This window comes from Enterococcus sp. DIV0421, assembly GCF_051713745.1.
GTDB classification, from domain to species: domain Bacteria; phylum Bacillota; class Bacilli; order Lactobacillales; family Enterococcaceae; genus Enterococcus_D; species Enterococcus_D casseliflavus.
Window position 1 is genome coordinate 1,970,582 of record NZ_JBIOQM010000001.1, and the last position, 24,216, is coordinate 1,994,797.

A 24,216-nucleotide genomic window follows, 5' to 3' on the forward strand; every position below is an offset into this window, starting at 1 on the left:
TATGTAAAAATGACGAAAGCAAGTTTCGTTCCTAATAAAGTGTACCATAAGTGTAGAAAGAAGGGCATAAGAAAGTTTAAACGGTAAAGCTTTCTTATTAAATGAAACGATATTTCTATATTAATGATTTAATTATGAAATATAGTTGCGAATGGGAAAAGAATCAGTTATAATGCTTTTATAGAAAACGGTATCACGAAAGTGACCCATCAAGGAGGCAAAGAGATGTTCGGCTTTTCTGTATTTATGAACGAAGACTTGACGGTAGCAGAACTTGAGCAGATGACTGCGATGGCATCAGGCTTTAAAGGGATTTTCACCTCCATGCACATACCAGAAGATGATCGCAGTACTTATCGGCAGCGTTTGACGGACTTGGGAGGTTTCGCAAAAGACCATCAGCTGTCTTTAATGGTAGATATTTCTGGAAACGCATTAGCAGAAGCGGGCTTTTCCATCGACAATCTGGCGGAACTAAGGGAGATCGGTGTCACTGGTTTACGAATGGATTATGCGATCGACAATCAGCAAATCGCAGCTTTTTCAAAAGAAATGACCATCAGTTTGAATGCCAGTACATTGACGGAAAAAGACATTCGAGAGCTGCAGGCGTATGGAGCCGATTTTACTCGTTTGGAAGCTTGGCACAATTATTACCCCCGACCAGAAACGGGACTGGATGTTGGCTGGTTTCAGGAGAAGAACCGCTGGTTGAAAGCACAAGGCTTTTTCGTCCAAGCCTTTGTTCCAGGGGATGCCAAGAAACGCGGACCGTTATTTCAAGGATTACCCACACTGGAAAGACACCGCAACTGGTCGCCTTTTGCCGCAGCGATCGACTTATTGGCAACTGGCTCAGTCGATGCTGTTTACATTGGCGATGGCATGGTTTCTGAAAAAAGTGCCCAGCAGTTTGCGACGTATCTGCAAGAAGCGCGGATCGTTTTGAGGGTCAAAGATCTTGGTTCCACTTACTTTGAACACGTCTTAGGGAATCACCAAAATCGTTACGATGAAGCTCGGGATGTCTTGCGCAGCGCCGATGCCCGTTTCAATGCCATTCCAGAAGTCAAACCTGAACTTAGTCAAGAGCGGCCAGTGGGGGCTGTGACGATCGATAACCAAGAGTACTTGCGCTATATGGGAGAGATCCAGGTGTGCAAACGACCTTTGCCGGCAGACCCAAAAGTCAACCTCGCCGCTCAGGTGATACCAGCCGATCTGCCGTTGATCCAACAAATCAAAGCAGGGATGCGATTTAAATTAGAAAGAGATGATTCCGATGAATAAAATCAATTTAGACAAATTAACGACCGAACGACGCAATAGCGAAACGAGCAATTTAGATGAAATGACGATTTTAGAAGCGTGTCAAAAAATGAACCAAGAAGATCAAAAAGTTGCCTATGCGGTGGAAAAAGAAATTCCTAGTATTGAAAAAGTGATTGAACAAACCATCGTCGCTTTTAAAAAGGGCGGACGCTTGATTTATCTTGGCGCTGGGACGAGTGGTCGATTAGGCGTCTTGGATGCGGCCGAATGTGTCCCAACCTTTGGGGTATCACCTGAGATGGTGGTCGGTTTGATCGCCGGTGGCGAAGAAGCGATGACGGTCGCTGTCGAAGGAGCAGAAGACTCCTTAACGCTAGGCAAACAAGACCTTATCGATTTGAAGTTGAACCAAAATGATATGGTGATCGGGATCGCTGCCAGTGGCAGAACCCCTTACGTGATCGGGGCGCTTGACTATGCCAATGAGCTCGGTGCCACAACGGCTACGATCGCTTGTAATAAAGACGCGGAGATCTCTCAGCATGCCAGCTTTCCAATCGAGGTCGATTGTGGACCAGAATTTCTTACAGGTTCGACTCGTTTGAAATCAGGGACTGCCCAAAAATTGATTTTGAATATGATTTCGACGTTATCGATGGTAGGGATCGGCAAAGTCTACAATAATTTGATGGTCGACGTGAAAGCGACCAACGAAAAATTGGTGGAACGCTCAAAACGGATCATCATGCAGGCGACTGAAGCTGATTATGAAACAGCCGCCGCGGCATTTGAAGAAGCAGATCAGAATGTCAAATTGGCGATCGTGATGCTGTTGACTGATAGCACGAAAGACGAAGCACAAGCAAAACTTGCCACGGCACAAGGGTTTGTCAAAACGGCGTTAGGAGGAGAAAAGTAATGGCAAAAGAAACACTAACGGTAGAAGAGTTAGCGGAGAAGATTTTTCAAGAAGCCGGCGGAATGGACAACGTAGAAACAGTCAATCACTGTATGACTCGCGTACGAATGACCGTCCGCGACCACGACAAGGTCGATCAACAAGGGTTAAAAGAGATTCCCGGTGTGATGGGTGTGGTCAATGATGAGCAGCTGCAAGTCATTATCGGACCAGGGAAAGTCAACAAAGTAGCCAATGCAATGGTGGCAAAAGCCGGTGTTGATTTAGGGCAAGAGATCCCACCGCAAAAATCAGGCAAAGAGGCGTTATCAGAAAAAACGGCAGAGATGAAAGCAGCCCAAAAAGCCAAACAAAAATCATCGCCATTAAAGTCGCTGCTGAAAGATATTTCTAATATCTTTGTTCCAATGATTCCAGCCTTCGTTGGTGCAGGACTCGTCGCAGGGATCGCTTCTGTTCTGACCAACATGATCACGGCTGGCCGATTAGATGGAGATACTTGGAATTATTATGTCATGATTTTAAACGTCCTCAGAAATGGGATGTTCACCTATTTAGCGATCTTTACTGGGGTCAATGCAGCGCAGGTCTTTAAAGCCAATCCAACCCTTGGTGGCGTGATCGGTTCGATCATCTTGCTGACAGGTATGAACCCAGAAGCCCCGATCCAAAACTTGTTCACTGGCGAAGCTTTAGCTGCCAACCAAGGAGGGATCATCGGTGTGATCTTCGCAGTATGGCTTTTGGCGAAATTAGAGGCAGTGCTGCATCGAGTGATTCCTGAAGCGATCGATATTATCGTGACCCCGACGTTGTGTTTGCTGATCATCGGTTTGACGGAGATTTTCTTGATCATGCCATTGGCAGGTCTGATCTCTGACAGCTTAGTCGGTTCGATCACTTGGGTCTTGAACGTGGGCGGTGCTTTCTCTGGGTTTGTCTTAGGGGCGGCCTTCCTACCAATGGTCATGTTTGGTTTGCATCAAATTTTGACCCCGATCCACATTCAAATGATCGAAGCAACAGGCAGCACGCAATTATTACCGATCTTAGCCATGGCTGGTGCTGGTCAAGTCGGTGCAGCTTTAGCCTTATGGGTACGACTACGTAAAGACAAAGAGCTTTCTGAAATGATCAAAGGCGCATTGCCAGTTGGGATCTTAGGCATCGGCGAACCATTGATCTACGGAGTGACGTTGCCATTAGGTCGACCATTTATCACTGCTTGTATTGGTGGTGGGATCGGTGGTGCGGTCATTGGCGCTTTGACAAATATCGGCGCAACGGCGATTGGACCATCAGGACTAGCTTTGATCCCCTTGATTGCCAACGGCCGTTGGATGGGCTATATTTTCGGCTTGTTAGCAGGCTATGCTGGCGGCTTCGTTGCCACCTACTTCTTTGGGATTCCGAAGGATCGCTTAGAAGCAGTCAAAGAAAGCGAGGCAGAAGAAGCAAAACCAGCTGCAACCGTTACTGTGCAACCGCAACCAAAACAAACGAGTGAAACGGCTGCAAAGGAAACGACAGCAAATCCATCAAAAGAAACGATCGATACCCCTTTATACGCAGTAGCCACAGGCACGACAAAAGTGATCAGTGCATCAAGTGATCCGGTATTTTCGCAAAAAATGATGGGCGACGGGTATTTCGTCTTGCCAGACAATGGTGCGATCTATGCACCAGCAGCAGGAACCGTCACGACGATTTTTCCCACGAAACATGCATTGGGGATCAAGACTGCCAGCGGGCTAGAGATTCTGCTGCACATGGGTGTTGACACCGTCGAATTGCAAGGAGCACCTTTTGAGATCCTGGTGGAGGAAGGCCAAGCCGTGACACCAGCTACCCAAGTTGCCCAAGTCGATTTGGCACAGTTGACGGCTAAAGGCAAAGCTTCTGAGATGCTCGTGATCATCACCAATATGGAGCAAGTAGCCAATATCGAAGGGTTACCAGGAACAGAAACAAAAGCGGGTCAAGCCGTCATGCATGTGGCAACGATAAAATAATGTTAAAACCTCTATCGGATAAAGATAGAGGTTTTTTTTAAGAAGTTACTAAATAGATTGCGAAAAATTTTCCTTTATGTTACAGTTTCGTTACAAAGGGAGTGATCCCATTCGAGGAGGCAATGAGGATGAAAAAAATAATTTGGTTCGGACTAATGACGCTGGCTTTTTCACCACTGATGGTTCATGCAGATGAAACAGCTACGAGTGAAAATGGCAATCAGGCTACCGTTAGCGAGACGCTTTCATCAGAGGAGCAATCAGGAACGGATCAGACACAAGCTGCTGTCCAAGAAAGTACAGTAGAAAATCAAGAGACGGATCAATCCGCTGCTTCAGAAACTACGACTACCGAGAATCAAGAACCAGTCGATTCCGAAGCTGTTATTGCCTCGATCCAAGCAGAGACGGGGACGCAAAACGTCAATGAGATCAACACGTTAGCCGATGAACCTAGTTCGCTGCGTAGCGCCTTAACCCAAGGGATCACTGAAGGCAGTGTGACCGCATTTACCCAAGAACAGTTGGACCAGTTGACAGATGAAGAATTGACCAATGGCAATCGCCTAGCGCTACGTTATTCTAGTGATGCGATGGGCTTTGATATTGCTTACTTGGCAAAAATCATCGGCGCCTTGTTTGTCGATCAGACGTTATCCTGGGAAGCCATTGAGCCGCAACTGGCTTTTGATGCGAATAGCTACGCCAGTTTTGCTGACTTGATTCCTGTCGTGGATCAGTTGCAGGAATATTTAAGGGTCGTCTATCCAGCAGACGGAGTCTTTTTACATTTGAATCAAGCCGTTTCCAACGAATGGATGATTTCAATTTTGACCAATTTGAATCAGATGGAACAAGAGATGCAAGTCGATCCAGGTGCCTTTGTCCCAGGAAGGATCTCTTATATCATTCAAGCGGCAAATGATTCCATGTATCTGCCTACAGGCACGCAAACGAGTACGACTGAAGAAGCGACGGCAACATCGACGACTGCTCAAGAAACAGCGACAACGACTTCTTCGAAAGAGGCCAACGCTACTGCCGATGGTGAAAAAACATTACCTAAAACCAATGAAGCGCCAAGCTATACCTTACTGATCGCAGGTGTTATCCTGCTGCTGATCGTTTTCTTGATTCTATGGCGCCGCAAGAAAAAATGATCGTTATTTATAATCGGCAGAATGAAAAAATAGCAACCTTCGTTTTCCATCAGGGAAACGAAGGTTTTTTGTTTTCAGAAATTTCATTGGTTATTTCTTTTCAAATAACGTCCTTTATAAAAAGACCAGAATCGATTCCTTCATAAAAAAGTCAAATTTAAATTCTTGCATTCTCTGGTGAGGGGTGTATAATGACACAGTGTCATATGACAACGTGTCATATCGAGAGCTGTGATTTATTTTAAATTAGAAAGGAGTTGCTTGTGATGCCGACCGATACATTTTTTCACTTGCCGCCAGAAAAACAAAAGCGCATCTTAAATGCGGCGAAAAAAGAATTCTCAAGACTGCCGCTGAAAGACGCTTCGATCGCCAACATCATCAAAGATGCCGAGATTCCTCGCGGGAGTTTTTACCAATACTTCGAAAACAAAGAAGATCTTTATTACTATTATTTCCATACGTTGAAAAAAAATAGTCAGCGAGATCTGCTGAAATCGATCCAACATGAAAACGGGGATCTGTTTGCGGGGTTCGAATGGTACTTTTCACGGATGATCGCCGAGGTTTTCAAAGGCAAAAACGCAAACTTTTACCGCAATTTATTTATGAGTATGGATTATCGTTCCTTCCATAAAGTCGTGCCAGAGATGCAGCACAAGATGCATCAAGAAAACAAAGCCGATCGGCAGAAGCAGCAAGCCATCTTTTTGTCAGAGGTCGACAAAGATTTATTGAAAGTCAAAGACGACCATGAGTTGAAAATGCTGATCCAGCTGCTGATGCATACCGTCTTTTCGACGATTGCCGAAGCCTATCGCCAATCAGCGTTTGATCCAGACTATGATCCTGCCGAAGCGATCGCTGATTTCAACAGTAAAGTCCGCTGGTTAAGAGAGGGCGCAAAAAAAGAAAGAGGGGAAACCTATGATTAAGCTGATAAAACGCGTATCCGTCATTTCCATAATCATGGCAGTGGTGTTTATGGTGATCCAAGTCGTTTCTGATTTGTATCTACCGACATTGACTTCCAATATTATCAACAATGGGGTGGCGACAGGCGACATTGATTACATTTGGAAAACCGGCTTTTACATGATCGGCTTTTCATTGATCAGTATCATCGCCGCTTTAGGAAATACGTATTTCGCAACAAGAGAATCACAAAAATTAGGACAAAAACTACGTTCGGACATTTACCAAAAAGTTGAGAATTTTTCTTCTCGATCTTTTGATAAATTTGGGACCGCATCATTGATTACAAGAACCACCAACGACGTCAACCAAATTCAAATGGTGACGCAAATGTTTTTACGTATGATGATCAATGCACCGATCACACTGATTGGGGCGAGTTTCTTGGCCTATCAAAAAGATGCCCAATTAACACGAATCTTTTTAGTCGTTATTCCTATCATGCTAGTATTGGTCGGCGGTATTATGTATTTTGCCGTTCCTTTATTCAAAAGTATGCAAAAGAAAACCGACCGTTTGAACTTAGTCTTTCGTGAAGGCTTGACGGGGGTCCGCGTTATTCGGGCATTTGACAAGACGGATTATGAAGCGAATCGCTTTGATGAAGCCAACAAAGATTACACCCACACCGCGATTAAAGTAAACACCATCGTGGCATTGATGATGCCATTGATGACGTTGATCATGAGTGGGACGAACATTGCCATCACATGGTTTGGGGGTCATTATATTGCCGAAATGACTTTAGAAGTCGGAAACTTGATTGCGTTTATGACCTATGCAATGCAAATTTTGATCAGCTTTATGATGCTGTCCATGATCTTCGTGATGGTGCCAAGAGCCCAAGCATCAGCTGATCGGATCAACGAAGTCTTAAATGAAGAAGATGAAATTCTCGATCCAAAAACACCAGCGACATTGAGCTTACAAGGGGACCAAGCAACCTTGGCCTTTGACCATGTGGCGTATCGCTACCAAGGCGCTGAGAAATTGGCGTTGGAAGATATCGATTTTCAAGCAAAATCTGGTGATTTTGTTGCCATCATCGGTGGGACGGGCTCAGGGAAAACGACCTTAGTCAATCTCTTGCCTCGTTTGTACGATGTGGAGTCTGGTGCAATCAAAATCAATGGGGTCAATATTGCAGAAGTCACCCAGCACAATCTACGAGAAGTCGTGGGCTTTGTTCCGCAAAAAGCGGTACTGTTTTCTGGTACCATTCGTGAAAATATGAAATACGGAAAACCCGATGCATCAGATGAAGAAATCTGGCAAGCCTTAGAGATCGCCCAAGCCAAAGATTTTGTCTCCGAACTGGCAGATGGCTTAGATAGCCGTGTAGAACAAGGCGGCGGCAACTTCTCTGGTGGACAACGTCAACGTTTAGCGATCGCTCGTGCGTTAGTGAAACAAGCAGATGTCTATGTCTTTGATGATTCCTTCTCCGCACTGGACTTCAAAACCGATGCTAACTTACGAGCAGCGCTGAAACGCGACATGCAAGACAGCATTATGGTCGTGGTTGCCCAACGGGTCAGCACCGTCATGGATGCCGATACGATCTTAGTATTGGATGAAGGAAAACTCGTAGGAAAAGGGACCCATGAATCATTAATGGCAGACAATGAAACCTACCAAGAAATCGTTTCTTCACAATTGAGAGAGGAGGATCTTGCATGAGTGAAAAGAAAACAACAACACAACACCGTGGCGGACCAATGGGCGGCGGTCCAGGCCGTAACATCGGTGCCAAAGGACCAAAACCAAAAAACTTTTGGGGGACGGTCAAACGGCTTTTCGGGTACATGTCGAAACGCTCCATCGCTATCATTGCCGTCTTCGTTTTAGCGATCGCAGCCGTGATCTTCCAAATCCAAACACCGAAAATTTTAGGGGAAGCGACCACTGAAATTTTTAAAGGTGTCATGATCGGTGCGCAGCAGATGCAAGCCGGCCAACAGGTAACAGAATTTCCTATCGATTTTGAGAAAGTTGGTCAAATCATTTTGATCGCGATCGGCATGTATGTGATTTCAGCCGTCTTCAACTTTCTACAACAGTTTATTATGACCCGTGTCTCGCAACGGACGGTTTATGAGCTGCGTCGTGACTTAGATGAAAAAATGAACCGCTTGCCGATCTCTTACTATGATACTCACTCAAATGGGGATATCATGTCACGGGCGATCAATGATATGGATAATATCGCAAGTACCCTGCAACAAAACTTGACCCAATTTATTACGAGTGTCGTGACCTTTATCGGGGTTTTGTGGATGATGTTGACGATCAGTTGGCAACTGACTTTGGTTGCTTTAGCAACGGTTCCTTTAAGCTTGATCGTCGTGATGATCGTCGCACCAAAATCGCAAAAATTCTTTGCGGCACAACAAAAAAGTTTAGGATTGCTCAATGACCAAGTCGAAGAAACTTACGGCGGTCATACCGTTGTCAAAACCTTCAACCATGAAGCCGCCGATCAAGTCGTTTTTGAAGAAGAAAATGACCGTCTGTATTCCGCTGGTTGGAAAGCCCAATTTATTTCAGCGATCATTATGCCCTTGATGAACTTCATTAAAAACTTAGGCTATGTCTTCGTGGCTGTCCTTGGTGGGATCAAAGTGGCGAATGGGAACATGACGTTAGGGGATGTGCAAGCATTCTTGCAATACACCAATCAATTCTCTCAACCAATCACTCAAATCGCTAGCTTACTAAACACCATCCAATCAACCGTTGCATCTGCCGAACGGGTCTTTGAAGTCTTGGATGAAGAAGAAATGACTGATGAGCCTTCTGGATTGCCAGTGGAAGACAGTGAATACAAAGTTCGTTTCGATCATGTTCAATTTGGTTATGCGCCAGACAAATTATTGATGACCGATTTTAATCTGGATGTTAAAGCTGGTGAGATGGTGGCTATCGTAGGACCTACCGGCGCTGGGAAAACCACGCTGATCAATCTCTTGGAACGTTTTTATGATGTTTCTGGCGGTAGCATTCGTTACGATGGCAAAGATACCCGAGACTTGACTCGTGATGAGTTGCGTAGTAATATCTCGATGGTGCTGCAAGATACGTGGTTGTTTACTGGTTCCATCTATGACAACATTCATTATGGAAATGAAAAAGCAACCAAAGAGCAAGTGATCGCTGCGGCGAAAGCTGCCCATGTGGATGATTTTGTTCGCAAATTGCCAGAAGGCTATGATACGGTCTTGAATGAAGAAGCCAGCAACATCTCCCAAGGTCAACGTCAGCTGATCACGATCGCCCGCGCCTTCTTAGCGGATCCCGACGTTTTGATTTTGGATGAAGCAACTTCTAGTGTCGATACGCGGACGGAAATCTTGATCCAAAAAGCAATGGGTCGTTTGTTAGAAAATCGGACCAGCTTTGTGGTTGCTCACCGTCTCTCTACGATTCGTGATGCTGACAATATTATCGTGATGAATCACGGGTCCATTGTTGAGACTGGAAATCATGAGGAATTGATGGCACAAAACGGTTTCTATGCAGACCTGTATAACAGTCAATTTTCAGAAGAAGTGGCATGATCCACTGTTTGTAATGAAAGAAATTCTTCCCCAAATGATGATAAACAGACCGCCAAAGGTTGACTGAAAGAAAGCAGTGATTGTCACTGCTTTCTTTTTTTTATGAATTTTTATCGCTTTATTTTAAATATTTATTGCAATTAGCTGGATAAAAATGTATATTAATACATAATTTCGGATAATCCAAGACAAGGAGTGAACCCAATGAGTCATCTTTTTCCTAATTACAGCCGTTTACCCATCGATATCCAGCAAGGCAACGGCAGCTATGTGGTAGATTCGCAAGGCAACCAATATTTAGATTTAACAAGCGGCATCGGGGTCGTTAATCTCGGTTATGGGCATCCCAAAGTGCAAGCCGCGTTGATGACACAAGCAGAGCAGATTTGGCATGTGCCGAATTTGTATGACAGCCAGTTGCAAGAAGAAGTTGCCCAAAAGCTGACCCAAAATCAAAAGAGCGCCTCAGACGAGCCGTATCTGGCTTATTTTTGCAACAGTGGCGCTGAGGCGAACGAAGCTGCTTTAAAGCTGGCTCGCAAAGCGACTGGCCGCAGCAAAGTCATCAGTTTTGAACAATCTTTTCATGGTCGGACCTTTGGGGCGATGTCTTTGACTGGGCAAAGTAGTATCCATGATGGGTTTGGACCGTTAGTACCAGAGATGGTGTATGTACCCTTTAATGACCTTGAGGCATTGCAAGCCGTTTTAGATGAGCAGACAGCAGCCGTGTTTTTAGAATTGATCCAAGGCGAAGGCGGTGTGATCCCTGCTGAGGTGGCGTGGGTCCAAGCGGTGACAGCCCTTTGTCAGGAGTTGGGGGTATTACTGGTGGTGGATGAGATCCAAACCGGGATGGGGCGGACAGGAACACTGTTTGCTTTTGAAGGATATGGCATTGAACCTGATCTTTTTACCGTAGCAAAAGGGCTTGGTAACGGGATCCCTGTCGGAGCGATGCTAGGCAAAAGCCATTTGCAAACGGCTTTTGGACCCGGTAGTCACGGTTCGACCTTTGGTGGCAATAAATTAGCGATGGCCGCTGCTAGTGCCGTTTGCAGTGTGTTGCAAGAAGGGGACATTCAAGTCAATGTTCAATTGCGCCAGCAGCAGTTTCTCGACGGATTGCAAGGACTATCTAAGGTGCAGGCGATTCGTGGGAAAGGATTGATGATCGGTATCGAATTAGCCGATTCGGAAAGCTTGCAATCCGTGTTGACCCAACTGCGGAACCAAGGCCTCCTCGCATTAAAAGCGGGAACCAAGGTTTTGCGCTTGCTGCCGCCTTTAACGATCTCGCAAGAGGAAACGACAGCAGCCTTGGCGATTTTGCAAGCTGTCTTAGCATAATTGCATAAAAATAGATTTTTCGGGCTTTTTTTCTTATAAAAACCGAATAATAGCGAATTTATTTTGAATAGTTTTATAAATAATCATTGACAGAGCGATGGGAGTTTCTTATAATCTTAAGTAAATTCTTTTGAGGAGTGACGTGTTTGAAGGCAGCAATCGTTGGTGTAACAGGGTATACCGGAATTGAATTGATTCGTTTGATCCAGCAACATCCCCAATTGGAGGTGGGCACCTTGCATAGTCATTCTATGCATGAAAATTCATCAGTTTTGTATCCTCATTTAATTGGACTGACAGAGCGGCTGATCGAACCTTTTGATGCAGAAAAAATCCAAAAGGAAAATCAACTCGTGTTTTTTGCGACTCCTGCTGGAATCAGCAAAGAACTCGCAGCGACTCTTGTCGCAAATGACTTTCCAGTGATTGACCTTTCCGGTGATCTGCGATTGAAGGATCGGGATAGCTATCAAAAATGGTATCACCAAGAAGCTGCACCTGCCGAGTTGTTGGCACAAGCGACCTATTCGCTGCCTGAGTTTGCAACGACTCCTGGCAATTTGATCGCCAATCCAGGCTGTTATGCGACTGCTGCCATTTTAGCTGCTGCGCCGTTGGTTCAGCAAAAACTATTCAGCGGTACGTTGATTTTTGATGGCAAGTCGGGTTTGTCGGGTGCTGGTAAGAAATTGACGGACAGCAGTCACTTTGCAACCGCTGCGGATAACATGACGATGTATAAGCCAAATCAGCATCAGCATATTCCTGAGATCATGCAGCAGTTTCAGCAATGGGATCAGGCAATGCCGCCGATCCAATTTTCTACCAGCTTACTGCCTGTCAAAAGAGGGATCTTTATGACGCTTTATGCGCCTATCAAAGACGCGATTTCGCAAGAGGACATCTATGAGCAGTACGTAAAAACGTATCAAGACCATCCGTTTGTCCGAGTGCAACCGTTAGGAAAGCTGCCCGAGCTGCGGCAAGTGACGGGAACGAATTTTTGTGACATTGGCATATGTTTCAATCCGCTGACCCAAGTGTTGACCGTTGTCGCAGTGATCGATAATTTAGGCAAAGGGGCTGCTGGCCAAGCGATCCAAAACTTCAATCGATGGGCAAAGATACCAGAAACGACTGGTCTTATGCAAGCACCGTTATATCCATAAAATAGCCAACAGACGCGTGAGGATACTCGTGTCAGCCAGTGGACAATCCGCAAAAAGGTGGCAGTAGGAGGAAAGAAAATGAAAGAAATCGAAGGAACGATCGCAACCCCCAAAGGTTTTTTTGCCGACGGTCTGCATTGCGGTCTGAAGAAAGAGAAAGTCGATCTTGGTTGGATCGTCTCTGAAGTGCCAGCCAGTGCTGCGGCAGTCTTTACCACCAATCAAGTACAAGCGGCACCCATTCTCGTTACAAAGGAAAAAATGCAAGCAGGCACCTTGCAAGGCGTGATCGTCAATGCGGGCAATGCCAATGCTTGTACCGGGGAGCAAGGTTTAAAAGATGCACAAGAGATGGCCGAATTGGCAGCAGCCCAGCTGCATACGAGTCCCGAAGCCTTTGCGGTAGCCTCCACCGGGATCATTGGTAAGAGCTTACCGATGGAAAAAATCACTGCAGGGATTCAGCAACTAAACAGGCAAGGGGATGCCCACCGATTTCAAAGAGCGATTTTGACGACGGATCTGACTGAAAAAAGCAGTGTCATCCAATCAACGATCGCTGACAAAACGGTGACTGTTGCGGGCTGTGCCAAAGGGTCTGGTATGATCCATCCCAATATGGCTACGATGCTGGCCTTTGTTACGACGGATGCGGCGATCGCTCCAGCACTCTTGCAAGCACTGCTGAAAGAATTAACCGACGTTACCTTCAATCAAATCACGGTCGATGGCGATACATCCACCAATGATATGGTGTTAGTTTTAGCCAACGGGTTAGCCAAAAATCCAACGATTGAAGCTGACACGCCAGCTTATCATGAGTTTAAAGGGATGCTCAAAGCAGTTCTGACCGCACTAGCCAAAGCAGTTGCAAAGGATGGAGAAGGCGCCAGCAAATTGATCGAAGCTCACACGAGTGGAGCTGTGACCGATGAAGCAGCCCGAATGATCAGCAAAACCATCGTTGGTTCGCCACTGGTCAAAACAGCCCTCTTTGGCAAAGACCCGAACTGGGGGCGTATCTTATGTGCAGTGGGCTATAGTGGGCAGCCGATCGATCCAGCAACGGTATCGATTGCATTAGCCGACATTCCCGTCTTTGTCCAAGGGACACCGGTAGCTTTTGACGAAACCATCATGCAAGAACAATTGGCGGAAAATGAAGTCAAAGTCGTTGTCGAGCTGAAAGAAGGGGCAGGTGTTGGCACCGCTTGGGGCTGTGATCTGACGTATGACTATGTGAAAATCAACGCACTATATCATACCTGAAAGAAATCAGGTACTAGACAAAAAGGAGCGAGTAGATGGAAACGATCGTAGTAAAAATCGGCGGTGTCGCCTCAGACAATTTAACCCCGTCATTCTTTGAGACGATAGCAGACTGGCAAGCTGCGGGCAAAAAAGTAGTCATCGTCCATGGCGGTGGTCACTACATCTCAGAAATGATGGAGAAAATGGCGTTGACAGTCACGATCAAAGACGGCCTGAGGGTGACCGACCCCCAGACGCTTGAAGTAACTAGAATGGTCCTTTTGGGACAAGTTCAACCGCTGATCACGACCGCTTTCCAGCAAGCTGGGTTCCACGCCGTAGGACTGAATGCTGGCTGTGATCAACTGATTCAAGGAGAAGTCATTGATGAAGAAAAATTAGGACAGGTGGGGAAGGTTCAACAAATCAACGCTGCTTTCCTGAAGCTCTTGACAGAGAAAAAACATGTCCCGATCCTGGCACCGCTAGGAATTACCCCAGAGGGGCAATGGCTGAACATCAATGCCGATGAAGTAGCGTGTCAGGTTGCTGCCAGTTTACAAGCCGAAAAACTATATTTGTTGACGGATGTCCCTGGGATCAAGCAAGAAAGCCAGTGGTTATCGGCTGTTTCTTTTGAAGAGATCCCCCGTTTGATCACCGAAGAAGTAGTCACAGGCGGCATGCTGCCAAAACTAAAAAGTGCGCAGAAAGCCTTGAAAGCAGGGGTAGCTGCCGTTTGTATCACCGATCGAATCGATCATTTAGGAACCCAGATCCTCGCGGCAAGTCCAGCCGCAGCTGTCTGTAGCTGAAGCCATTAGCAACACCCAAATGCCTCTTCTCTACTCATAAAAATGCAAAATTCTGACTTTTCTGTGCTTTTCTTCTTATTTTCTCTAAAAAAAGAATAAAATAGGTAGGGATTTCATTTGCTAGAATTTCGTTTTATCAGTACAATGAGTACATATGTAAGTAGGGGGAGAAACAATGACAGATTTCTTATTGGGGAGCAGTACGAAGTTGCTGACTGTTGCAATCCGGGTAAAAGACCGCGATCAAGCGATTGCCTTTTATCGGGATGTACTTGGTTTTGAGTTGAAAAGAGAAGAAAATGAATTGGCCATCTTTGGTCTAAAAGGATTAGATAGAGAAGTTTTATGGTTGGAAGAAAGCCCGCGTGCCAACGATCACTTCGGCGAGATCAAAAAAATGCAGCGCATCGTCTTAGCCGTATCCTCATTAGAAGAAGCGGCAACTATCGCGAGCAATGCCCAACAAAAAGCGATTGCTTTCGAAGAAGCTCGTTATGAAGCGAATCAATTAGGCTTTATTATAGCTGATCCAGAAGGGAACAAAATTGAAGTCTTATTTACAGCACCCGCAGGAACTGCGGTACCAAAAGACGAAGCAGAATTGATCAAAGCGGCACCTGCAAAAGCGGCTGGCTTATCAAAAGAAGCTCATTTTGGCAAGCTGTATTTAAACGTCAGTGATCTAGCCAAAGAGCAGCTTTTCTTAGAAGAAAGCTTAGGCTTGAAAACAAAAGAAGCCGAAACGAAGGAATTTATCCTCAATGATGGTGACTTCCAAGTCGGCTTGACTGAAGCACAAGGTGGTACGATCGATTTGCCGACCCATGAGGTGCTTGGCTTAGACTTCTTGAAAATCTCCATCAGTCAAGAAGATATCGATACATTGGAAAAACACTTGTCTGAGAAGAACCAAGAGTTCTTCATCGACAAAAAACGGAAGTTGTTGACGACCTACGATGCGATCGGTATCGAATGGTGGTTTATCGTTAAAAAATAATAGGTTATGAAAGAAAAAGCAGAGAGGCCGATTCTCTGCTTTTTCTTTTTTTTGTCAAAAAAAGAAACTTTTGTTTTTATTTCGCACGAAAGAGTGCAAAAACCTGTTACATCGATTTGAAGACCAATCATTGAAAAAACGGTAGTTTATCTGTATTAGCAGAGCAGGTCCAATCTATTTGACTTTTCTTGTTTTGTTATTTAATAGTTTGGGTGCTTATTTTAAAACTTAATATAATAGCCATTATGATTCAAAAAACCTAAACATTATATTGAATTGTGGTTATTCTTAATTTATAATAAAAAAGAATCGAGATTCGATGGCTCTGGACGCAGAGATTGTTCGTTGTTTATTTTGTATGCGGTTTCTATTGTGGGTGCGACAAGGTGGAATTGGGAAGACAAGGAGTAGATGTGATGGAAAAAAAGTGGATACAGCGATATTTTGCTCAGTGGGATCTGCAGATGATGGTACTGCCTGCGATCTTACTGGTAGGCATTTTTAGTTATATCCCAATGTACGGGATTTTGATGGCGTTTCAACAGTACAATATTTTTGAAGGTATGACAGGCAGTCCATGGATCGGCTTTGATAATTTTCGGCGCTTTTTTAGTGAACCACGTTTTTGGGAAATTTTACGGAATACCATTATGATCAGTGTGCTAAAGATTGCTATTTGTTTTCCAGCACCGATTTTGTTGGCATTGATGCTTAACGAGGTCAAGAACGTTGCCTTCAAGCGTGTGGTGCAGACGATTACTTATCTCCCACACTTTTTATCATGGGTGATCGTGGCGGGATTTACGATGTCGATTTTATCGATGGATAACGGTAGCTTAAATATTGCTTTGGAGAGTTTAAACCTGATCGATGAACCAATCAACTTTTTATCGATCCCTCGCTATTTCTGGACGATCATCGTTACGACAAATCTTTGGAAATCGATTGGCTTTGGCTCGATCGTCTATATGGCAGCCATTGCTGGGATCGATCCGCAACTGTACGAAGCAGCATCACTAGATGGCGCAACGAAATTTCAGCAAGTCTTTTTGATCACTCTGCCTTCGATCGTTCCAATCATTACGATTTTTCTCATTTTGGAGATCGGCAACTTATTGAATGCGGGCTTTGAAGATTTGCTTTTACTGGGGAGCAATCCAGCTCTTAGAAATGTGGCGGATGTCATTGATACCTATGTGTATCGGGTAGGGATCAGCAACTCTCAATATTCATACGCAACAGCTGTTGGTTTGTTCAAAGCAGTCATTAGTGTCACTCTTTTGAGCGGAGCAAACTTTTTCGCACGCAAAGTGGGTCACAGCTTATGGTAATCAGCAGAGGAGGAAATGAACAATGAAGAAAAATTGGGGCGACCAAGCGATGATGATTTTTATTTACCTCTTCTTGATAACGCTTGCATTCTTGACGTTTTATCCCTTCTGGAATTCGCTGGTGATTTCCTTTAATTCTGGACGTGACACGGTGACTGGTGGGATCACGTTTTGGCCAAGAGAATTCACGTTGGAAAACTATCAGATCGTCTTTCAAGATCAGCGCTTGATGAATGCCTTTTTCATCAGTGTCTTACGGACAGTGATCGGGACGTTTTCATCTATCATGCTGACAGCGATGGCAGCATATGGAATGTCAAAAAGAGAACTGATGGGGCGAAAATTTATTACGATTTTTTTCATCCTCACGATGTTCTTCAGCGGCGGCTTGATTCCAACCTTTTTAGTGGTACGTTCACTTGGACTGATGGATTCTTTTTGGGTAATGATCATTCCTGGTCTGATCAGTGTTTGGAATATGATCATCTTCCGTACGTTCTTTCAGCAACTGCCGAAAGGATTGGAGGATTCAGCGAAAATTGATGGGTGTGGGTATTGGGGCACGTTTTTCCGAATCATTTTGCCGTTATCAGGTCCAGTCATTGCCACTTTGTCGCTATTTACCGCCGTTGGGCATTGGAATGATTGGTTTATGCCAAGCATCTACATTACTTCAGATCATCTCATTCCCTTGCAGACCTTTTTGCAACGAGTCTTGAATTCGAATACGGTGAGTTCGCAAATGAGTCAAATCGATTCTGGCTCAGCAGCACGTTTGGCGGAAATGACTGGTGTCACTGGCAAGTCCTTATCAATGGCAATTATGATGGTGGCGACTTTGCCGATCGTAATGGTTTATCCGTTTGTCCAAAAGTATTTTGTAAAAGGTGTATTGATTGGTTCGTTGAAAGATTAGCAGAGCAGGAGGAACTCTCTTGATTAGAGGGGAGAAGGAACGAAACGTTGAAAGGGGATAAAAGAATGAAAGCAAAGGTATTAAAAAGCGTGCTGTCAGTGACTGCGATGAGTCTCTTACTGGCTGCTTGCGGCAGTGAGTCAGGGACAAAAGAAAGTGATGGGGCGGCAGCGAATGACCGTGACAGTTCGGAGGTCTTTGAATTAGGTAGTGAACCGTTGGAGATCACGATGTTTGGTAATTATGATTGGTACACGATGGATCGTTGGGGAGATGATCCAGCAACTGCTGCTATCAAAGAACTGACCAAGGTAGATATTCGCGCAATCGATGGTGGCGGGAATGCAGCACAGCGGCTAAGCACAATGATCGCTGGCGATGATCTACCTGATTTTATTTGGCTTGATCGAGGGTCGGATGTGGAACGGCTGCGAGAAGCGGGTGCCTTAGTGCCATTTGATGATTACTTGGATAAGTATCCAAACTTGAAAGAATGGGCGGGAGAAGACATCCTGAACATGCTTCGTTCAGAAGACGGCAAACTTTATCAGTTTCCCAACTGGTATAGCTCGGAGCCTTTCGGGAATGCCGGTTATGTCGTCAATAAAGAGATCCATGATGCTTTAGGTGCGCCAGAATTGAAAACAACAGAGGATCTTTATGAGTATTTGAAAGAAGTTCAAACAGAGTTTCCTGATGTCATTCCATTTGAAACAGATGTCAGCGGACAAGGGATCAATGTCTTGTACTCCGCATTTGCAGAAGGGCGTTCACCAGCAGATATCCGCATTCGCGCTGTTCCTGAAGGCGACGTATTGACCTCGATCTTTGCCAATGAAAACTACGTAGAATCGATTGAATATGCGTCAAGACTGTACCGTGAGCGCTTGATGACCCAAGATACCTTGACCCAAGATGCAGATATGGTGGCAGAAAAAGTAACCAGTGGTCGTGTAGCTGTCTATGCGGCTGCCAGCCCGTCCAACTATGCTCGCGATGCCCATTACATCTTGCAAGAACAAAATCCAGATGCGGGGTATTTCTATATCGAGCCGATTGCAAAACCAGGACTAGACCCTGACAATATTTTCCCAGGTTCCTATGAAATGCTAGGGTGGAATGTCAGTGTCATTACTAGAAATGCAGAAGACCCAGAAAAAGTCTTTGCCTTCTTAGACTGGTTGACTGGACCGTTGGGCCAATCGATCTTGATGTTTGGTCCAGAAGGCCAGTATTGGGATGGCTTTGACGAAGAAGGCTATACGCAATTTACGGATGCCTATGCAGAAGACAGTGCAGGCGTTTCAGAGATCGAGCAAGCAACATCAAGTTTCCAATGGAACGGCAACTCCGCCTTTTTAGACAATACCAAAACAAAATTTGAGTTAAATCTTCCAGAAGATCAAATGAACTGGGCAACGAAATGGCAGCATGCCATCACTTGGGATACGCAAAAAGACGACACGGAATTTGCGGCGATCAACCCGATGCCAGACTCACCAGAAGGAATTATTCAGCAACGGATCAACGATATTTTTGAAGAAGCCAATGCTTCAGCGATCTTTGCTGACAGCGATGAAGAAGTGCGCGCCATCTTTGCTGAGGCGGAAGCCCAAGCACAAGCAGCTGGCTATCAAGAGTTGCTGGATTATCAAACAGAGAAATGGCAGCAAAATCTACAAAACTTAGCCCGCTAGAGGGTAAATCAGCTGATTAGAGAAAGGAGGCGGACTGATGGGAAATGAACGATGGTATCGTTGGTATGGTGCCAGTCAAGCGATAGCTAGTATGTTGCTTTTGAATGGCTACTGGTTACTGTTCAATCTGCCCGTTCTATTGCTAGCTTTGGGGCTGATTTTCCCCAGCTCTCCTCGTCAGTTTCTTTTCTCTTTGGTTGGTTTGATCATTAGTTTTCCTAGCATTCTTTTGCCAGCGACCTTTGCTTTATTTGGGGTCATGCGGCGTTGGTTGTACTATCAAGAACCACGTCAGGCCATCAGAGGGACCTTTTGGCGGCTCTATCGGGAAAATTATCGGCGCAGTTTTGCCGCAGGCCTCTTTTTCGGTAGTCTCGCTTTGCTGCTGTTAGGCTCTTATCGCCAAATCGATTCCTTTCAGTTGCCCTTATTGGCTGTCGGCTATTTGTTTTTAAGTATCATTTTACTCGTGTGGTTGCTGTATTTTATCTGCGACAGTGTGCATTTGGCGGCACCCCTGCGGCTCGCCTTGATCAAAAGCTTTTTCATCATCTTTTGGGCACCGTTGCAGACACTGATGTTGCTAGGGCTGTTGAGTGGCCTCGCTTTACTGCTCGTCTTGATCCATCCCTTACTCGCGGGATTGATCGTAGGGGGACTAGGTAGCCAATGTGCGTGTTACAGTTATTTGAGAATCATCCAAAAGGCGCAAGCAAAAGCTGCACCAGTCGACGAGTAATCTATGTAATACTGATTAGAAAAAAATCTGAAAACTATCCTTAATGGGTAGTTTTTTTCATTGGCGAAAAGTGCTAAAGTTAGAAGCAAGACAAGCCTGAAAGGAGCAAGTATGGAACGATGACAATGTACCCAAAAACAGTACAGCTCATTCAAGAAAAAATGCCGACCGTTTTCCCAGGAGCGGTGCTGCGTTTTATCGCTGGTGAAACCCAAGAGACCCATGTATTCGGACAGGCAGCGCTTCTTCCGAAAACCGAACCTATGACGAAAGATCATTTGTTTGATTTAGCCTCATTGACGAAAGTCGTTTGTACAACGAGTGTTCTGTTAAAATTGTGGGATCAAGGAAAAATCGAAATGGAGGCGCCGCTTACTCGTTGGCTGCCAGCGTTTAAAGACGATCGGGTAACGATCAAGCACTTGCTGACGCATACGGCAGCCATCAACACGTGGATTCCTTATCGAGACCAGTTGGATGCTGCTGCCTTGCGCAAGGCGTATTTGCAGCTTGAAAGCAGTGATACGATCGGTCAAACGGTCAACTATACGGATACTGGGACGATTTTGCTGGGCTTTTTATTGGAGGAGCTGTATCAAAAACCAGTGACCGAGATTTTTCAAGAAGAAGTCTTGACGCCTTTAGGCATGAAGAACAGCGGCTTTCCGCCTTTTCCTCCCTCACAGCTGCCAATGATCGTGCCTACCCAGCAGCCAGACGGCAGCATCCTTAGAGGAATCACCCACGATCCTAAAGCACGGGTGTTGGGAAACCATGCCGGCAACGCAGGGTTGTTTTCTACCGTGGATGACTTGACGCTTTTCGTTCAACTGTTACTGGCAAATGGTCAGCAGCAAGGGGCGCCGTTTTTCTCAGAAAAAGTCATGCAGGCGCTGGCTCAGCGGCAGACGCCTGAAAGCACAAAGCCCCGCACCTATGGCTGGGACTTATTGGGTGCGCCGTACCAATTATTTCATACAGGCTATACAGGCACGTTTCTCGCAGTAGATATCCCTAACAAAAAAGCGTTTATTTTCTTATCGAATCGGGTCCATCCAGTGGATCATCGAGAAAGCTACTTGGGTCATCGTGACGAAATCCTGCAATGTTACTTAAAAGAATCTGCCGAATAAGCGGATTCATGCTATAATATGCACGAACAACTAGAGAGGGGAACAATTATGGAACCATTGTTTATGAAACCTGTTTTTCAAGAGAAAATTTGGGGCGGCAGTCGCCTGCATTCTGTTTTTGGTTTTGATTTACCGAGCGACAAGATCGGTGAAGATTGGGCGATCAGTGCGCATCCTCATGGGGTGAGCGTCATTGAAAATGGTCCGTTTAAAGGCAAAACATTGGCGGATCTTTGGCAAGACCATCAAGAACTATTTGGTCATTCAGACGAACCAGTCTTTCCATTATTAATTAAAATTTTAGACGCGGAAGATGATCTATCCGTTCAAGTCCATCCTGATGACACGTATGGGTTAGCCCATGAAGGGGAATTAGGGAAAACGGAATGCTGGTACATCATTGATGCCGAACCAGGTGCGGAAATCATTTATGGCCACCATGCACAAACCAAAGAAGAACTTGCGGAAATGATCGAAGCGGGTCGTTGGGATGATTTGTTAACAAAAGTCCCTGTGAAAAAAGGCGATTTCTTCTATGTGCCAAGTGGAACGATCCATGCCATTGGAAAAGGGATCATGATCTTGGAAACCCAGCAGAGTTCGGATACGACTTATCGGGTGTACGACTATGATCGTACCGATGATCAAGGACAAACTCGGGAGCTGCATATCCAACAATCGATCGATGTGACGACGATTCCTGCACGGACGCCAGAATTATCGATCCGTGAGGTTAAACAAGGACAATCAGCAGTTGTTACCTATCTTGAAACGCCATTTTTCAATGTGTATGAGTGGGAAGTACGTGGAAAATTATCGTTGGCACAAAAGGCCGATTATACCTTGATGACCGTGATCGATGGGTATGGGCATTTGATGATCGACGGTCATTCCTATGAACTAAAAATGGGCACGAGTTGCATTTTGCCAAACCCGATCAAGAAATGGGAATTGGTTGGTGAATTGACTGTCATTGCCTCTGAACCTGGAAAAAAATAAAACGATCAGTAAGTGACGTGAGCCGCACAAGCAAAACAGCACACGTTCCTGATTTTTCGTAAGGCTGAACTCGTTCAGCTGCCTGTCATCATTGGCGATTTTTCCGCTTTTGACTGACAGGTTTTTTCGTATGGACACTCACGATAGACGTCTGAGGAAGATTTGTTATAATGGCAGTAATGAAGGATAGGTGAAAAGAATGGTTTACTTAGATCATGCAGCAACGACACCGCTGCATCCAGAAGTGATCAAAGTGATGAGTGAAACGATGCAGACATTTTTTGGCAATCCATCAAGCATTCATCATTATGGTCGAGACGCCCACACCCAATTAGAATTGGCTCGTCAAGCGATCGCTCAGCAGCTAGGAGTCAAAGAACATGAGATCATTTTTAATAGTGGTGGTACCGAAAGTGATAATACAGCAATCATCGGTACAGCCCTTAGCAAACAAGCACAAGGCAAACATATCATTACGACCCAGATCGAACATCCGGCGGTCATTGAGAGTATGCGCTATTTAGAAGGCTTAGGCTTTGAGGTGACCTATTTGCCCGTAGATCAAAAGGGGCAATTGGCCGTCAGTGAAGTTGAGGCTGCCTTACGTCCCGATACGATTTTAGTATCCATAATGACGGCAAACAATGAAACGGGCAATTTGCTGCCGATTGCAGAAATTGGGGCCCTTTTACGGGAGCATCCCGCCGTGTTTCATACCGATGCCGTGCAAGCTTATGGCAAGATCCCGCTTGAAATCAATGAAAACAGTATTGATCTTCTAAGCATTTCTGCTCACAAAATCAACGGACCAAAAGGGATCGGCTTTTTGTATAAACGAGATGGCTTGTCGCTGCCTGCGCTACTCCATGGCGGCGAGCAAGAAGAAAAACGGCGAGCAGGGACGGAAAACTTAGCAGCCATCATGGGAATGGCCAAAGCAGCTTCTTTGCATACCCCCGAAACGCAGCAAGCAGCGGCGGAACAATATCAAACGTTTGCCGATGTGCTGATGGAGACCTTAGCAGCACAAGGCATCGATGTTCAGTTGAATGGTGATCCAGCACACAAATTGCCGCATATTTTGAATCTGCGTTTCCCAGGTGTCAGCAGTGACTTGCTGCTGATGAAATTGGACTTAAAAGGGGCTGCGATCTCGACAGGCAGCGCTTGTACGGCGGGCAATGTGGAGCCCTCCCATGTGCTCGAAGCGATGGTGGGCAAAGAGCATCCAGCTATTCGGGAATCGGTCAGAGTCAGCTTTGGCTATGGCAACACATTGGCGGAAATCGAAGCATTTGCTCAGCTATTAGCAGAAACTGTCTTAGCCACGAAAAAGTAGGAGAACAGCTAGCAATCTCGCTGAAAACTATTTATAATGAAAGAAATGATGTTAAAGAGGTGAAGAACATGGCATTTGAAACAACAGCAACCGTTTTAGGCGCAGCAACCCAATACCGCATTGCTCCTGAAGCAAAAAAATATACGTTGCGGGACAATGGCTTTACAGAAACGAACGGCGGCAACTTCCAATTGATTCGCGGCCTTGAAGCAACACCCCAAAGCAAAGAAGGCTTTAAATTAAAAATCACTGTTGCAAAAGATTTGCAAACCTTCAAGATGTCCATCACGACAGCCAATGGGTTAAAAGCAGTCAATATTTTCAAAGATGAACAGCACAAAATGCTGCAAGAAAAATTTTACTTTTTAATGGATGGTTTTATCAGCCGCGGGTTGTTTGTCAAAGCGTAAGCTTTTGTCAAAAGCAGCTATATCGTTCAAAGGGCAAGAAGTGTGTCACTCCGCCAAGCAGGCATGGGATTGATACACTTCTTTTGTATCTTTGGCGGTTTCTTTTTATACTATAGAAAACAAACCCAAGGTGTTCGCAGGAACAGGATGAGTTAAGACGAGAAAGAGGGAATCA

20 protein-coding genes are annotated in these 24,216 nt (G+C 45.2%); all 20 read left to right on the plus strand.

The window, feature by feature from the left end; all coding sequences use genetic code 11:
- Positions 1-225 precede the first annotated feature (225 nt).
- The 20 genes from IGI96_RS09575 (at position 226) to IGI96_RS09670 (ending at position 24,041) form a co-directional block, all read left to right on the plus strand.
- Positions 226-1,290: a DUF871 domain-containing protein gene (locus IGI96_RS09575; RefSeq protein WP_438785070.1), complete on the plus strand. Its 1,065-nt coding sequence runs from the start codon at positions 226-228 to the stop codon at positions 1,288-1,290.
- Positions 1,283-2,191, plus strand: coding sequence for an N-acetylmuramic acid 6-phosphate etherase (gene murQ / locus IGI96_RS09580; RefSeq protein ID WP_005227213.1), 909 nt, complete (start codon positions 1,283-1,285; stop codon positions 2,189-2,191). Before IGI96_RS09575 ends, murQ begins: the two co-directional genes overlap by 8 nt.
- Entirely contained in the window at positions 2,191-4,203 is a 2,013-nt protein-coding gene (locus IGI96_RS09585; protein WP_086339051.1) for a glucose PTS transporter subunit IIA, read from the plus strand. The genes murQ and IGI96_RS09585 overlap by 1 nt, the downstream gene beginning before the upstream one ends.
- A 128-nt stretch (positions 4,204-4,331) precedes the next feature.
- A complete protein-coding gene (locus IGI96_RS09590) occupies positions 4,332-5,363 on the plus strand; it encodes an LPXTG cell wall anchor domain-containing protein (protein ID WP_086339052.1) in 1,032 nt (343 codons plus the stop codon).
- Between the two features lie 266 nt (positions 5,364-5,629).
- A complete protein-coding gene (locus IGI96_RS09595) occupies positions 5,630-6,298 on the plus strand; it encodes a TetR/AcrR family transcriptional regulator (protein WP_005227217.1) in 669 nt (222 codons plus the stop codon).
- Complete coding sequence (locus IGI96_RS09600; RefSeq protein ID WP_005227218.1) at positions 6,291-8,018, plus strand: ABC transporter ATP-binding protein; 1,728 nt, start codon at positions 6,291-6,293, stop codon at positions 8,016-8,018. The genes IGI96_RS09595 and IGI96_RS09600 overlap by 8 nt, the downstream gene beginning before the upstream one ends.
- Positions 8,015-9,895, plus strand: coding sequence for an ABC transporter ATP-binding protein (locus IGI96_RS09605; RefSeq protein ID WP_005227219.1), 1,881 nt, complete (start codon positions 8,015-8,017; stop codon positions 9,893-9,895). Before IGI96_RS09600 ends, IGI96_RS09605 begins: the two co-directional genes overlap by 4 nt.
- Before the next feature lie 204 nt (positions 9,896-10,099).
- Positions 10,100-11,245 carry an acetylornithine transaminase gene (locus tag IGI96_RS09610; RefSeq protein WP_086339053.1) on the plus strand — a complete coding sequence of 382 codons (1,146 nt, stop codon included), beginning with the start codon at positions 10,100-10,102 and terminating at the stop codon, positions 11,243-11,245.
- A gap of 146 nt (positions 11,246-11,391) precedes the next feature.
- A complete protein-coding gene (argC, locus tag IGI96_RS09615; protein ID WP_016609579.1) occupies positions 11,392-12,414 on the plus strand; it encodes an N-acetyl-gamma-glutamyl-phosphate reductase in 1,023 nt (340 codons plus the stop codon).
- Between the two features lie 78 nt (positions 12,415-12,492).
- Positions 12,493-13,683 carry a bifunctional glutamate N-acetyltransferase/amino-acid acetyltransferase ArgJ gene (argJ, locus tag IGI96_RS09620; RefSeq protein ID WP_034857838.1) on the plus strand — a complete coding sequence of 397 codons (1,191 nt, stop codon included), beginning with the start codon at positions 12,493-12,495 and terminating at the stop codon, positions 13,681-13,683.
- Positions 13,684-13,718: 35 nt separating this feature from the next.
- Positions 13,719-14,480, plus strand: a complete 762-nt coding sequence (gene argB, locus IGI96_RS09625) for an acetylglutamate kinase (protein WP_086339054.1) — start codon at positions 13,719-13,721, stop codon at positions 14,478-14,480.
- Positions 14,481-14,655: 175 nt separating this feature from the next.
- Complete coding sequence (locus tag IGI96_RS09630; protein ID WP_015508862.1) at positions 14,656-15,477, plus strand: VOC family protein; 822 nt, start codon at positions 14,656-14,658, stop codon at positions 15,475-15,477.
- A 416-nt stretch (positions 15,478-15,893) separates the two neighbouring features.
- Entirely contained in the window at positions 15,894-16,808 is a 915-nt protein-coding gene (locus tag IGI96_RS09635; protein ID WP_050759610.1) for an ABC transporter permease, read from the plus strand.
- 22 nt (positions 16,809-16,830) lie between these two features.
- Positions 16,831-17,724: a carbohydrate ABC transporter permease gene (locus IGI96_RS09640; RefSeq protein WP_005227226.1), complete on the plus strand. Its 894-nt coding sequence runs from the start codon at positions 16,831-16,833 to the stop codon at positions 17,722-17,724.
- Between the two features lie 65 nt (positions 17,725-17,789).
- Entirely contained in the window at positions 17,790-19,421 is a 1,632-nt protein-coding gene (locus tag IGI96_RS09645) for an extracellular solute-binding protein (protein ID WP_005227227.1), read from the plus strand.
- 37 nt (positions 19,422-19,458) lie between these two features.
- Positions 19,459-20,160 carry a DUF624 domain-containing protein gene (locus IGI96_RS09650; protein ID WP_086339055.1) on the plus strand — a complete coding sequence of 234 codons (702 nt, stop codon included), beginning with the start codon at positions 19,459-19,461 and terminating at the stop codon, positions 20,158-20,160.
- 119 nt (positions 20,161-20,279) lie between these two features.
- Entirely contained in the window at positions 20,280-21,293 is a 1,014-nt protein-coding gene (locus tag IGI96_RS09655) for a serine hydrolase domain-containing protein (protein ID WP_438785073.1), read from the plus strand.
- Between the two features lie 45 nt (positions 21,294-21,338).
- Positions 21,339-22,292: a mannose-6-phosphate isomerase, class I gene (gene manA, locus IGI96_RS09660; protein ID WP_170920124.1), complete on the plus strand. Its 954-nt coding sequence runs from the start codon at positions 21,339-21,341 to the stop codon at positions 22,290-22,292.
- A gap of 199 nt (positions 22,293-22,491) precedes the next feature.
- Positions 22,492-23,631, plus strand: coding sequence for a cysteine desulfurase family protein (locus IGI96_RS09665; protein ID WP_086339057.1), 1,140 nt, complete (start codon positions 22,492-22,494; stop codon positions 23,629-23,631).
- 68 nt (positions 23,632-23,699) lie between these two features.
- A complete protein-coding gene (locus IGI96_RS09670; protein WP_005232263.1) occupies positions 23,700-24,041 on the plus strand; it encodes a DUF1831 domain-containing protein in 342 nt (113 codons plus the stop codon).
- Positions 24,042-24,216: the final 175 nt, after the last annotated feature.

Coding starts and splice junctions, on each gene's coding strand:
- IGI96_RS09635 (WP_050759610.1), top strand. CDS start 15,894: ATGGAAAAAAAGTGGATACAGCGATATTTTGCTCAGTGGGATCTGCAG.
- IGI96_RS09630 (WP_015508862.1), top strand. CDS start 14,656: ATGACAGATTTCTTATTGGGGAGCAGTACGAAGTTGCTGACTGTTGCA.
- IGI96_RS09590 (WP_086339052.1), top strand. CDS start 4,332: ATGAAAAAAATAATTTGGTTCGGACTAATGACGCTGGCTTTTTCACCA.
- argB (WP_086339054.1), top strand. CDS start 13,719: ATGGAAACGATCGTAGTAAAAATCGGCGGTGTCGCCTCAGACAATTTA.
- IGI96_RS09645 (WP_005227227.1), top strand. CDS start 17,790: ATGAAAGCAAAGGTATTAAAAAGCGTGCTGTCAGTGACTGCGATGAGT.
- IGI96_RS09655 (WP_438785073.1), top strand. CDS start 20,280: ATGACAATGTACCCAAAAACAGTACAGCTCATTCAAGAAAAAATGCCG.
- IGI96_RS09650 (WP_086339055.1), top strand. CDS start 19,459: ATGGGAAATGAACGATGGTATCGTTGGTATGGTGCCAGTCAAGCGATA.
- IGI96_RS09600 (WP_005227218.1), top strand. CDS start 6,291: ATGATTAAGCTGATAAAACGCGTATCCGTCATTTCCATAATCATGGCA.
- IGI96_RS09640 (WP_005227226.1), top strand. CDS start 16,831: ATGAAGAAAAATTGGGGCGACCAAGCGATGATGATTTTTATTTACCTC.
- murQ (WP_005227213.1), top strand. CDS start 1,283: ATGAATAAAATCAATTTAGACAAATTAACGACCGAACGACGCAATAGC.
- IGI96_RS09605 (WP_005227219.1), top strand. CDS start 8,015: ATGAGTGAAAAGAAAACAACAACACAACACCGTGGCGGACCAATGGGC.
- IGI96_RS09595 (WP_005227217.1), top strand. CDS start 5,630: ATGCCGACCGATACATTTTTTCACTTGCCGCCAGAAAAACAAAAGCGC.
- IGI96_RS09610 (WP_086339053.1), top strand. CDS start 10,100: ATGAGTCATCTTTTTCCTAATTACAGCCGTTTACCCATCGATATCCAG.
- IGI96_RS09575 (WP_438785070.1), top strand. CDS start 226: ATGTTCGGCTTTTCTGTATTTATGAACGAAGACTTGACGGTAGCAGAA.
- argJ (WP_034857838.1), top strand. CDS start 12,493: ATGAAAGAAATCGAAGGAACGATCGCAACCCCCAAAGGTTTTTTTGCC.
- IGI96_RS09585 (WP_086339051.1), top strand. CDS start 2,191: ATGGCAAAAGAAACACTAACGGTAGAAGAGTTAGCGGAGAAGATTTTT.
- IGI96_RS09665 (WP_086339057.1), top strand. CDS start 22,492: ATGGTTTACTTAGATCATGCAGCAACGACACCGCTGCATCCAGAAGTG.
- IGI96_RS09670 (WP_005232263.1), top strand. CDS start 23,700: ATGGCATTTGAAACAACAGCAACCGTTTTAGGCGCAGCAACCCAATAC.